This window comes from Moorena sp. SIO4E2 (assembly GCF_010671945.1).
Taxonomy (GTDB): Bacteria; Cyanobacteriota; Cyanobacteriia; order Cyanobacteriales; family Coleofasciculaceae; genus Moorena; species Moorena producens.
In genome coordinates this window covers 1,267-13,957 of record NZ_JAAHIE010000159.1, presented here as the reverse complement: position 1 = coordinate 13,957, position 12,691 = coordinate 1,267, and the positions used below count along the sequence as shown (strand labels likewise).

The 12,691-nt window shown below is 43.7% G+C and carries 7 protein-coding genes and 1 pseudogene; 4 read left to right on the top strand and 4 right to left on the bottom strand.

Going from position 1 to position 12,691, the window contains the following annotated elements; genetic code table 11:
- From F6K37_RS17540 to xth, 3 genes are all read left to right on the top strand, one after another.
- Positions 1-222, top strand: a 222-nt coding sequence (locus tag F6K37_RS17540) for a hypothetical protein (protein WP_287251385.1), incomplete at its 5' end; no start/stop codon positions are given.
- An 899-nt stretch (positions 223-1,121) separates the two neighbouring features.
- Entirely contained in the window at positions 1,122-2,177 is a 1,056-nt protein-coding gene (locus tag F6K37_RS17535; RefSeq protein ID WP_008186039.1) for a P-loop NTPase family protein, read from the top strand.
- Between the two features lie 299 nt (positions 2,178-2,476).
- Positions 2,477-3,265, top strand: coding sequence for an exodeoxyribonuclease III (xth, locus tag F6K37_RS17530; protein WP_287251384.1), 789 nt, complete (start codon positions 2,477-2,479; stop codon positions 3,263-3,265).
- Positions 3,266-3,551: 286 nt separating this feature from the next.
- Here xth and F6K37_RS17525 read toward each other — a convergent pair whose 3' ends face one another.
- From F6K37_RS17525 to F6K37_RS45535, 4 genes and pseudogenes are all read right to left on the bottom strand, one after another.
- Positions 3,552-5,444, bottom strand: coding sequence for a hybrid sensor histidine kinase/response regulator (locus F6K37_RS17525; RefSeq protein WP_502887754.1), 1,893 nt, complete (start codon positions 5,442-5,444; stop codon positions 3,552-3,554).
- Positions 5,445-5,666: 222 nt separating this feature from the next.
- Positions 5,667-6,098, bottom strand: a complete 432-nt coding sequence (locus tag F6K37_RS17520) for a response regulator (RefSeq protein ID WP_008186031.1) — start codon at positions 6,096-6,098, stop codon at positions 5,667-5,669.
- Between the two features lie 342 nt (positions 6,099-6,440).
- The gene (locus tag F6K37_RS45540) at positions 6,441-8,165 is read right to left on the bottom strand and encodes a PAS domain-containing sensor histidine kinase (RefSeq protein WP_502887753.1); all 1,725 of its coding nucleotides are present in this window, start codon (positions 8,163-8,165) and stop codon (positions 6,441-6,443) included.
- Positions 8,157-11,009 (bottom strand): annotated as a pseudogene (locus tag F6K37_RS45535) (PAS domain S-box protein); the annotation flags it as partial. The pseudogene F6K37_RS45535 and the gene F6K37_RS45540, both read right to left, overlap by 9 nt.
- A gap of 429 nt (positions 11,010-11,438) precedes the next feature.
- Here F6K37_RS45535 and F6K37_RS17510 point away from each other — a divergent pair.
- Positions 11,439-11,909 (top strand): molybdenum cofactor biosynthesis protein MoaE, encoded by a 471-nt coding sequence (locus F6K37_RS17510; protein ID WP_287251380.1) that lies wholly within the window; start codon positions 11,439-11,441, stop codon positions 11,907-11,909.
- Positions 11,910-12,691: the final 782 nt, after the last annotated feature.

Below are 12,691 nucleotides of genomic sequence, written 5' to 3'. Positions count from 1 at the left end.
TCAGCTATCAGCTATCAGCTATCAGCTATCAGCTATCAGCTATCAGCTATCAGCTATCAGCTATCAGCTATCAGCTATCAGCTATCAGCTATCAGCTATCAGCTATCAGCTATCAGCTATCAGCTATTAGCTTATGGGTCACAGGCTTCTAGCCTGTGCCACGGTACTGTTCGCGCAGCACCTCAAGTATTGCAATCGGTGCTTTTGAATAAAATAAGCTGACCGCTGACTGCTGACCGCTGACTGCTGAATGCTTACCTTCTGACTTCCCTACTCCCTACTCCCTACTCCCTACTCCCTACTCCCTACTCCCTAGCTAATGCTATAACATTTCCATTTGAGATGTGAACATAAAATTAAACCTTTTAGGTAACACGGAACTCGGTATCTGCTAACAGGGGTAAAGAATACCGAGTTTTTTTAATTATAAAAAAATCACGTTCTCGGTTTACAAATCATTTGTAAAATCTCTAATAATGGCTAATTATTAGAGATTTTTATAATTTTTATTTTGGTAAAGAATTTAAGTTTTATTAAAATTTTAGGTATTTGTGGAAAAAATCGATTAATTAGGATACAGTTTAATTGACTTGAAGGGCTAAAATTATCAAGCTAAATCCGTTGAAGATAGTCTAAATGCTACCGGGGTGAAAATCTGCCATTAGATTGATCAGCTATGGACTGTGAACCAAATTTTAGAATGGTATTTGGAACCAGTACTATATCTCAAATCACTAATGAAAACCCTCAATTCCCTTATTAAGGTAGATTTAGGGGGATTATTGAAATATAAAAGACTTGGTTTTACGTTTTTATTGCGTAATTAATTAATCTTAATAATTTCAGCAATTTATTGGGCTTTATTAACGATAATTAGATTTTAAGCTGAAAAAGCTAATTACTAAACCATAATAGCTAAAACTTAGCTACATATAGTGAGGGAGCAAGCCTTGCGCCCCTACAATTAGGCTTGAGCAACGGATGCCAGAGTAATTTCTGAACTGCAATGGCTCATCAAGGGGAGTCAAGAAACTACTGCATCAGTTTCTAGTGATTGCATCTACGCGCAATAGTTATTTGAGAAATTAATTATGAGTTTGGATGGCACAATCTCTAAGACAATGTCTAAGTGTTCAGTTGGCGATATCTCCGAAATTGACAGCCAATCAGTGGATTGCAAAGCCTTGGGTGGCAACAAGCAAAAGCTGTTTTCCTATGTTGCTTATGGTTTGGGAATCCACTCGGCGCTACCAATCCCAGAGTTTATCCCAGCAGAAGTAGAGTGTGATGTTACGATTCACATTCAGAGTAATGATTACAGTACGGGATGCGTTCGCGTAGCGTCGGCTGAGGCCGTAGGCCACGCTACGCGATCGCCGAATCGCAAAATCAGTGACTACATTCCAAAGGAAGTTATCCAGCAGCCGATGGCTTTCCAGTTGAGTCGAGATGAGGCAGTGATTTATCTCAAAGACACAGGGCTGTTTCTGGTACAGGGGGGAAACACGATTATAATCATTCCCGCAGCAGGAGCCTGCCTGAGCCGCATTCAAACGGCTCTAGTGGGAACTGTGATGGCGATTCTGCTTTATCAGCGGGGATTGTTGGTGCTACATGCCAGTGTAGTCAATATTAATGGTGGTGCGGTTGTTTTCTTGGGTAATTCCGGTGAAGGTAAGTCTTCAATTGCTGCTGCACTCCATACTCAGGGATACAGAATCATCACTGATGATGTTGCACCTGTGAGATTGGATCAGGGGAAAGCGAAAGTTGCTCCTAGCTTTCCTCAAATTAAACTAAGTCGAGAAGTAGCTAAGGTTTTGGGATATGACCAGGATAAGCTGGGTCTGCTGGTACCGAAGTTAAATAAACCTGGCTATCTGTTAAATCAGGATTTTACCCAAGCGCTACTACCAATCCGGTGCATCTATGTACTGGTTTCAGGTTCACAGTTGAGTATTAAGCGTCTGAAACTTCAGGAGGCGGTGATGGAACTATCCCATCACTCCCGTCTAAACAGTTTATTTGACTCTGAGAAAGCATCCCATCTTCTTCAGTGTGCTCAGCTTGCCAATCAGTGTAGTGTTTATCGTCTCCAGCGACCTCGTAACTTGGCTTTGTTGCCTGAGTTAGGGAGGTTGGTGGCAGAACACCAATTTATACAAGGCAAAATGTAACAGGTAACAGGTAATATAATAAATTACCCAAAGCCCCATTATCCATTACTCAAAAAAACTTCAAGCTCCTAATCAACTGTTATCAAAAACTGTAATCAACCCCTTCAATTTAGTTGAAGGGGATTAGCGTCATCTGTCCGACGTAATATCTGGCGAATTTACGCCTAAACTCGCCTCTTGAAAACTATGGTACTCTGGTTTTGATGTCTGAGTGGAAGGCATATATATCTTGCTCCCCAATGCTGGTGTAGAGGTAGTTGCTGTCTGTTTTGGACTAAATTTAATCAGCTGTAGGACTAATGAAAATCGCTACCTGGAACGTCAACTCAATTCGGAGTCGCCAAGCTCAAGTAATAGATTGGTTGCAACGTACCCAAGTAGATGTGCTTTGCCTGCAAGAAACTAAAGTAGTTGATGCCCAGTTTCCGCGATCGCTTTTTGAAGAATTGGGTTATTACCTTTATATTTCTGGGCAAAAATCCTATAACGGTGTAGCCATCTGTAGCCGGAAACCAGCTACAGACGTAAGTATGGGCTTTGCTGCCGTGTTGGATACAGCTCAGGTGGGGGACCTAGATGAACAAAAGCGAGTGATTAGCGCTACAGTAGACGGCGTCCGCATTGTTAACCTATATGTTCCCAATGGGGCTTCGGTCAACAGTGAGAAGTACGACTACAAGCTGCGTTGGCTGAAGATACTGCGGGACTATTTACACAGTATCCTAGAAGAACAGTCCCATGAACTTTGTGTATGTGGGGACTTTAATATTGCCCTAGAAGACCGGGATATCCATAATCCTAAAGGCAAAGAAAAGCACATCATGGCTTCCCCAGTAGAACGTCAAGCCCTACAATCTGTCTTAGACCTAGGTTTAGGGGATGCCTTTCGCAAATTTACCAAAGAAGGGGGTAATTTTAGTTGGTGGGACTATCGCACCCGTGCCTTTCGGGGTAATCGGGGTTGGCGGATTGACCATATCTACCTAACCCCCAATCTTTACAATCAAGCGATTAGTTGTACCATTGACATAGAACCGAGAAAACTAGATAAACCTAGCGACCATTCCCCTGTAATCGTTAACTTATAGTCAAGTTTTAACGGCAAAAGCCATTCAGCTATCAGCTATCAGCCGTCAGCCGTCAGCTTTTGAATAAAAGCACCTCAAGTAGCACCATCTTTAGCGCATAAGCTGATAGCTGATAGCTGAATGCTTACACAACTGAAATAAATAATTAACCATTAAACTTAATAATTATAGCAGTCGAAGTAAAGGTTAAGAAATGTTTCTGTTCCCAGATCCGCTGTTCCCAGATCCGCTGTTCCCTAAAACCGATAACTTTGTACTCACCAAATTGACAACTGCTATATAACAATTAACTACCTTTAAGCACACCATCAATAGCCTGCAATAATTCCTTAGCGGTGTAAGGCTTAGACAAAAAGGTCTTAACCCCAGCTTCAGCCGCCGCATCGACTTTATCACTGATAGGCAACCCACTGATGCCAATAATTTTGAGCTGCGAGTTAATTTCTCGCAATTGAAGGATGGTTGTTGGTCCATCCATAACCGGCATCATCATATCCATCAGCACCAATCTAATGTCATCCTGATGTTGCCTATAGAGTGCGATCGCTTCCCTACCATCCCTGCTAGTCATCACCCGATAGCCATAGTTTTCTAAGGAAGTCTTGGTAATCTCACCAATAGCAGCTTCGTCATCCACCACTAAAATCAACTCACCGTTTCCTGTCGGTAGTTCTAGTTCTTCCTCGGAAGGAATTGGGAAGTGTTCTACTGCTGGCAAATATACTTTAAAGTTAGTACCTACGCCCAATTCACTATACACATTTACAAAACCGCCGTGACTTTTCACAATACCTCTGACAGTAGACAAACCCAGTCCTGTACCTTGACCGATTTCTTTAGTAGTGAAAAATGGCTCGAAAATTCTTGGCTGTATTTTCAGGGGAATACCAATGCCACTATCAGCAACGGTCACCACAATGTAGGGACCGACATCGGCATCAATATGCATCCTGGCATAGTTTGGATCTAAAAAAATATTTTGAGCAGACAATGTCAACGTTCCACCATCAACCATAGCATCACGAGCATTGATGCAGAGGTTCATCAAAACTTGGTGCAGTTGTGTGGCATCCCCAGATACAGACCAAAGATTGGGGTCTATATCCGTAGACAATTCAATGGATCTGGGAAATGTTTCTAGGATAATGTGGCGAATTTCCCGAATCAAATGCCTGACTTGTAAAACCGTTCGTTGACCTGTAATACCCCGAGCAAAGGATAAAACTTGCTTGACTAAACCAGCCCCCCGCCTAGCATTATTCTCTACAGTTTTTAGGAGTTGCAAATGCCGCTGATCTGAGATTTTCAGCTGCAACAGTTGAGCTGACATTAGAATAGGAGCTAATAAGTTGTTCAAATCATGGGCAATGCCCCCAGCTAAGGTACCAATGCTCTCCATGCGCTGAGCGTGGAGAAACTGGGTTTCCAGTTGTTTTTTTTCAGTGATATTAGTATTGACAATCAAGATTGATTTGGCCTGTCCCTGAGGATTTTGCACCAAAGTCCAGCGACTTTCAACAATAATTTCTTTGCCATCTTTGGTGACTTGATTCAACTCACCATACCACTCCCCTGTTTTGGCAACACTTTGGTCTGCCTCGGCTAGGTCAGCTGGTGCTTGTTCGTACAGCAGTAGATGCTCTTTTTTTCCAATCACTTCTGCTGCCTGCCAACCGTATAGACACTCCGCTCCTTTATTCCAAAATGAGATAGTATTGTCTAGATCCCGAACCAGAATGGCATCGGTTGCCACATCCAACAACGCTGCTTGTTCCCGAATTTTTTGTTGCGCTTGCTGGCGCTCAAGGGCATAGCGGATGGAACGCTCTAGTAAAGGTCCTCTAAGTTGACTCTTATCCAGGTAATCTGCTGCCCCAGCTTTCATGGCTTCCATGTCAACCTCATGGTCTCCCTGAGCAGTTAGGAGGATAATCGGTGCTGTACACCCCCTGGCAATGGCTTCACCTAGGAGTTCAAGTCCATTATGCTCACCAAGACGGTAGTCCAGTAGATAAACATCATGGTGGTTCTGACCAATCATTTCTAAGCCCTTAGCATAGGTTGCCACCCAAGTCAAGCTAAATCTAGCTCTCCGGTTTTCCGACAGTAAATCACGAGTTATAATATAGTCATCTTCGTCATCATCAACGAGTAATACGTTAACCAAAGGGTTGTACATTGGTCTGGCACCAGAGGAATCGAAGGAAATTAGTCGAGGGTGGTGAGTTCTGAGTTCTGAAAAGGGTAAGCAATTTGCTGGCTTTGTGATCAACGAACATTGATGAGGGTCGGTTTTGGAAATAGTCCTGAGTGGATCAGTTTTTAGTGATACAGTAGAAACATCAGTAGAAACATCAGAACGTTCAGCTGGCGGTTGTGAGTATTTACTCATGGTAGTCGGTTAGGGCAATCTATTCCCTTCGGGGGGCAATTCGGCGATGTCCAACCAGTACTTTTTTAACGTTTCCATCACCTCAATTAGGGAACTATAGGTGACAGGCTTAACGATGAAAGAATTTGCTCCTAAGTTATAACTGTGATAGATATCTTCTTCAGCCTTTGAGGTAGTCAGCACTACAACTGGTATAACTCGTAGATTAGGATCAGCCCTAATTTCTCTGAGGGCCTCACGACCATCTTTTTTCGGCATATTCAAATCCAGTAGGATTAAACTTGGACGAGGGGACATGCTCGCCTGCCTGTGTTTACCACGGTGATACAGATAATCCATCAATTCCTCGCCATCACTGACAAAGTATAGCTCATCGGTCAACTGACTCTCTAACAGAGCCTCCCTTGCCAATAGACAATCATCCGGATCATCATCTGCCATTAAAATTATCACGGGATTTCGGCTTTCATTCACTCAGCATTATCTCCTCGACCAAAAATTATAAAGGAATTATAAAGGCATTATGAAGGGGTTATGAAGTATAAAGGTGTAAATTTGAAGTATTTTATGGATTAGTCACTCAACTACTAGTATGTTTTCATTATTTAACGTTTAAGCTTAAACCTTTAACCTTTAACCTTTAACCTTTAACCTTTAACCTTTAACCTTTAACCTTTAACCTTTAACCTTTAACCTTTAACCTTTAACCTTTAACCTTTAACCTTTAACCTTTAACCTTTAACCTTGGCCTTTCGGCCACGCTACGCGAACAATCTTCCAGCTTCAATTTTGTTTAATCGGCACCCTAACAATAAACTTAGCCCCCTGTCCTGGTGTGCTCTCTGCCATGATGCTACCATTATGGCGTTCCACAATTTTACGGCAGATAGCTAGACCGATGCCGGTTCCTTCATATTCGCTGCGACCATGGAGCCGTTGAAAGGTTTGGAAAATGCGATTGCCATACTTGGGGTCAAACCCAATACCATTGTCTTCGACTATGATCTGACAACGCTGATTAACGGTTGCGCCTCCATAACTTAAGGGAAAACTTTCCTGAAGCAGTTGGCTATAAATTTTAACGAGGTTACCTCTTGGTTCTGGTCGGAATTTAAGTCCGTTACTGATCAGGTTTTGCAACAGTTGACGCATTTGCAGGGGATCAGCTTCAATAGTATGTAGTTCACCGACTTCCACTACGCCACCAGATTGCTGGATACGTAGTTCTAAATCAGAGAGTACCTCTTGCACCACTTGAGCCAGATCAGTCGCAACCAAAGGTCTGGTCTTGGTGGTCACCCGGGAAAGGCTAAGCAAGTCATTGATTAACACCTGCATCCGTGCTGCAGCATTCTGCATCCGTTCCAGGTAGTCCTGACCCTGCTCCGTTAACTGTTCATGATACTTTGTCTGAAGGCGATCGCCAAATGCCTGAATCTTGCGCAGGGGTTCTTGCAGATCGTGGGATGCTACATAGGCAAACTGTTGCAGTTCAGCATTAGAACGGGCAAGTTCCTGACGCTGACGGGTTTCTGTTCCTAAAAGCTGGGCTTGGGCTAAGGCAATACCAATTTGGTCGGCCAGTTGTTGCAACAATTCACTTTCAAAGTTAGTCCATTGTCGTGGATTCGAACACTGATGGGCAATGAGCAAACCCCAAAGTTGGTCTTGTTGCTGAATTGGCACCACTAGGTTAGCTTTTACCCCAAACTGTTGCAGCATTTCTACATGGCAAGCTTGGATATCAGATTTTTCTAAGTCACAGATGTTGCTAACCCTTCCCTGACGATACTGGTCCAGGTACTCTTCATGAAAGCAAGGATCTTCGATGCTTTGTCCGAGCATGATTGGCCAACCAGGTACTACTGCTTCTTGAAGCACTTTCCCCCAGCCATCAAAACTCAGTTGGAACAGTACAACTCGGTCAGCCTTGAGAAATTGTTGCACTTCTGTAACCGCCGTTTGCAGAATCTGATCCAGTTGTAGAGACTGGCGGATTTTCAGGGTAATTTCTGAAAACAATTGCGATCGCTGATTTTGGCGCTTGAGTTCTTGCTCTGCTAACTTACGCTCAGTAATGTCATCCACCACATAGGAAAATCGGGGGCGAGGAGTGGTTGTGTCGGGAATTGGGCATACAGTGGCGCATAACCAGCGGGTATCGGTTTCAGTGGTGTGATCATACTCGAAGGAAATGGGCTGATTGCTTTGTTGGCTTTCTCGGTAATGGGTAATCCACCGATGGATATGAGTTTTGGGTGCCCCCAACTCACTGGCTAACCGATTCTGCATGGCCTCGGGTGTAGTCCCGAAAAAATTCGCTGTACTGTTATTATCAGAAATATGCAGGATGTCATCATCCAACAGTTCCACGACCCCCATCAATAGTGCGGAACTGTTGAAAAAACTACGCAGGGTCGATTCACTACCGAGCAGTGCAGCTTCTGCCTGTTGGCGCTCTATTTCCGCTTGATGAGCTGCAATTAATCGACCAAGACTTTGAGCCATTAATTCTACAATTTCCCGTTCGTGAGGCTGGAAATCCCTTTCTCTGACCTGGGTTGAGGAAAAATTGAGGGAGCCGTAGACTTCACCATAGACAAATATGGGAGTCCCGATATAGGACTCAAGTTTTAGAGTTTGGTAGACTCGATGAGCATGCATTAGCTCCATCTCACCTACATGAGTATAGGAAATGGTCTTTTTTTCGCGAACGACTACAGCACAATAGGTATTTTTTAATTCAAACTCTGAGCCAGAGACTAACCCTTCTAGATCAGACCTGACCGACAGGATGGTGTAGGAATTAAGGTGTATTTGACTAATAATGCCAGTGGGCATGCCTAAAATTTCACAACCCGTCTCCAGATAGTCAGTATACAGCAAGTCAAAGTTTTGGTAATTGGTGGTATTCAGCCGATGTAGGTGTTTGAGGTTGTTACTGAAGGTTTCCAGAGCCTGAGACTTTTGCAAAAGTTGCTCGTCTGCGTGCTTGTGTTCAGTAATGTCCCGCCCTACTGCCTGGAGCTCAATTAATTGACCATGCTCGTTAAAGATGGCACGATCGCTCCACTGCTGCCAGCGAATCTCTCCTGTGGGCATAATCACCCGGTGTTCAACCGTTTCTACCGGATTCTCCGGGCTTAGAGAAGTAATACACTGTTCTAGCCTTTTGAGATCCTGATCGGGAATCAATGGCAAAAACCGTTGCCCAATCAACTCTTGCTCTGACTTGCTGAAATAGCGACAGTAGGCACCATTGACAAAGGTAAGAGTTCCATCAGGACGGAAACGACAGATCAGTTCTGTTTGATCTTCGACAATAGCGCGATAGCGAGCCTCGCTCTGATACAATTGCTGCTGATTTTGCTCCCGCTCGGTAATATCATGGTTTAGACCAATGGTTGCCACCATATTGTCTTGCTGATCATAAAGAGGTACTACCACCGTTTCACACACCCCACACTTGCCATCTTTGCCAATAAAGTGAATCTCCCCAGACCAACGTCCCGAACTGGTCATCTCCTGGATAATCTGCTCGGTTAGAACAGCCGCCTCTTCCGGTCGGTGCAAAATCCCTGCAGTTTTACCCAATACCTCAGCTTTGGTGTAGCCGAATATTCGCGCTGAAGCAGGATTCCAATCAATTATCCTACCGGCTAAGTCCGTGATTATGATCCCATCGAAGATACTCTCAAAAATCAGACCCTGTCTACGCAGGGCCTCTTCCGCCTGTTTGCGCTCAGTGATATCAATGGAAGAACCAATGTAACCGGCAAAGTCCCCATTGGGGGTAAATCGGGGAGTGCCTATATCTAATATCCAACGATACTGCCCATCCCTACGTCGCAAGCGGTACTCCATGCGAAAATTTTCTCTGGCGTCGAAGGCAGATATATAGGTATTGAAGCTGAACTCTAGGTCATCAGGATGCACCCCTTCAGCCCAGCCCTTGCCCAATTCAAGTTCGAGGGTCTTACCGGTGAAGTTCAGCCAAAGCTGATTGAAAAAGTTATAAAGTTTATCAGTGCCTGACATCCAGATCATTACTGGGGCATGATCAGCCATCATCCGGAAGCGAGCTTCACTCTCTTCGAGGCTGGCTTGCTTTTGTTTGGCCTCGGTAATGTCCCGTGCGATCGCATAAATTAAACCATCGTTCACTACTGGATAAGCAGCCCAGGCTAGCCATTTATAAGACCCATCTTGACAGCGATAGCGATTCTCGAAGTAGACAGTAGGGATGCCAGTCCCCAATTGTTCTATTTCCGCCCTGGTTGCTCCTCGGTCATCGGGATGGACAAAATTGAAAAACGTGGTGCTTTTTAGTTCTGCTTCGGTGTAACCCAAGGTGCTAGTAAAGGAAGGACTCAAGCGCTTAAAGTAGCCATCGAAACCAGCTATACACAGCAAATCCAGGGAGAGGTCAAAAAAGCGATCGCGTTCTTGCTGGATCCGTTTCCATTCAGTAATGTCACGAGTAAAACATCGGGTATGGACAAATTTGCCATTTTTCCAGAGGACATTAGAGTTAATCAGCACATGGCGAATCGAGCCATCTTTGCACAAGAGTCTGGCTTCGTAGTTTTTTAAGGTTTCTTCAGCAGTTAGTCTGGCCAGGATATCTTCAATTACCTCTTGCTCCGGGTAAAATTCACCAATGTGGTGACCGATATACTCGTCGGCGTTGTAACCCAGCAGATCTAACTCTGCCTGATTAGCCCACAGGATAATGCCATTGCTATCCACGCAATGGAGACCAACGCAGCCATTTTCTAAAAAATCCAGCAGTTCTTGGTCAACCTGGGTAAATTCAGGTTCAAAACCTTGGTTTTCTAACTGAGGCTGCTGTAAATCCGCTAACTGTTGTTTTAGCTCCAGTTGGCTGATCAGTTGACGACTTAAGGCTTGTAATCCCGCTAACTGTTGTGGCTGAAGTTCCTTTGGCACTTGATCGATTACGGCAAGTGTTCCCAGAGGGTATCCCTCAGAGGTAATTAGGGGAACTCCAGCATAAAACCGAATATGAGGCTCAGCAGTAACTAAAGGATCAGTGGCAAACCGTTGATCAGCCAGGGTATCCTGAACTACCAATACCTCAGCTGACTCAATCCGATGGCCGGATAAAAAGGTATTTTGACTTATTGACGTTTCATCTAAGCCCAGATTAGACTGACACCATTGACAGTAACAGTCAATCAGGGTAATCAGAGCCATGGGCGTTTGGCAAATTTGTGCGGCTAATGCTGTGACATCATCAAACGCCTGTTGGAGCTCAGGGTCAGTAATTCTTTTATAAGAGTTTTGGGCTGCCAGCTTTGCTGGTTCATCAGCCTCTTCTCCTCCTGCCATCAAATAATCTCCAAACGGGTTATAATCAGCCCTAGTTATGATCAGCCCTAGGTTGGCTGTTGCTCAAGACGATAAGACTGATCACTGATCAGCTAGGATGAGCTTGACTTGAATTAGCTTGAGGTTAAGGATAGGTAGCATCAATGGATTAACGGCAGATGTTTGTGGGCTACTGAGAAATAGCCCTCCACAACGCCATCATTGCCCTTGTCAGAGAAAAAACTTCTGATTTAATTTAATATTATTTGAATATTATTTAGGTATACTATCTGAATTTAGAGCACCTGCTCCTAATTTTTAAAGTATTTTAAACAAATCGGAACATGGGGCTAAGGTTGGGTATTGATTAAATCCAACCAACAAATATAAATAAACTATATTATAGCTGAATTTGTTACTAATCTTAACACTTCTTAGAATTCTCAGGCAATGACTCCCCTGCCCAAGATCACTGAAAAGCAAACGGTAGATAGTTTTTCAATCACCATCGCTCCCTTATCCCTATCAGAACTTTACGCCCTTGCTGAAGATCCGGCTAATGGAGCTGTGGTGATGATGAGTGGCACAGTCCGTAATCAGACTGATGGGAAACCAGTGGTAGCATTAGAGTATCAAGCTTATGAGCCCATGGCATTACGGGTATTTTCCTCAATTGCTGCCCAGATTCGTGCCTCATGGTCTGATGTGAATCGGGTGGTAATCCATCATCGCATCGGTCGCTTAAAAATTGGGGAAATTAGCGTGTTAGTCGCTATTGGCTGTCCTCATCGTTCAGAAGCCTTTGCAGCTTGTAAGTATGCTATTGACACCTTGAAGCATAATGCTCCGATTTGGAAAAAAGAGCATTGGGATGATGGTTCTAGCAGTTGGGTCAGTATTGGGGCGTGTGAGCAATCATAATGAAGAATGAAGAATGAAGAATGAAGAATGAAGAATGTAGAATGTAGAATGTAGAATTATAGAATAGCTCCCTGTAGCACCAACTTTTTTACTTATCGTTTTAATCGTTTTAGTGATTGAGCGATCGCTTTTTCTAATTCCACTTTACTCAAGTAAAATTGTAGGGTGGGCATTGCTCTCGGAATATCATGATTGAACAGCTATCAATGATATGGGCAATGCCCACCAATACCCTAGGGTGGGCAAAGACTGATGTAAATTCCAGAATGTTTGGGAGTTGGAAACAGGCCTAAGGTATCCTGGTTGGTGGGCATTGCTCAGATGAATTCTGCCTGGGTTGGGGGTTGATTTCAAGCAATGCCCACCCTACAACTAAATTCTAAATTCTAAATTCTAAATTCTAAATTCTATCTACTTATCGTTTTAGTGATTGAGCGATCGCTTTTTCTAATTCCACTTTACTCAAGTAAAATTGTAGGGTGGGCATTGCTCTCGGAATATCATGATTGAACAGCTATCAATGATATGGGCAATGCCCACCAATACCCTAGGGTGGGCAAAGACTGATGTAAATTCCAGAATGTTTGGGAGTTGGAAACAGGCCTAAGGTATCCTGGTTGGTGGGCATTGCTCAGATGAATTCTGCCTGGGTTGGGGGTTGATTTCAAGCAATGCCCACCCTACAACTAAATTCTAAATTCTAAATTCTAAATTCTAAATTCTATCTACTTATCGTTTTAGTGATTGAGCGATCGCTTTTTCTAATTCCACTTTACTCAAGT

Excerpts from the sequence above, each read along its gene's own strand:
- F6K37_RS17535 (WP_008186039.1), top strand. The coding sequence starts at position 1,122 with ATGTCTAAGTGTTCAGTTGGCGATATCTCCGAAATTGACAGCCAATCA.
- xth (WP_287251384.1), top strand. The coding sequence starts at position 2,477 with ATGAAAATCGCTACCTGGAACGTCAACTCAATTCGGAGTCGCCAAGCT.
- F6K37_RS17525 (WP_502887754.1), bottom strand. The coding sequence starts at position 5,444 with ATGTACAACCCTTTGGTTAACGTATTACTCGTTGATGATGACGAAGAT.
- F6K37_RS17520 (WP_008186031.1), bottom strand. The coding sequence starts at position 6,098 with ATGGCAGATGATGATCCGGATGATTGTCTATTGGCAAGGGAGGCTCTG.
- F6K37_RS45540 (WP_502887753.1), bottom strand. The coding sequence starts at position 8,165 with ATGGCTCAAAGTCTTGGTCGATTAATTGCAGCTCATCAAGCGGAAATA.
- F6K37_RS17510 (WP_287251380.1), top strand. The coding sequence starts at position 11,439 with ATGACTCCCCTGCCCAAGATCACTGAAAAGCAAACGGTAGATAGTTTT.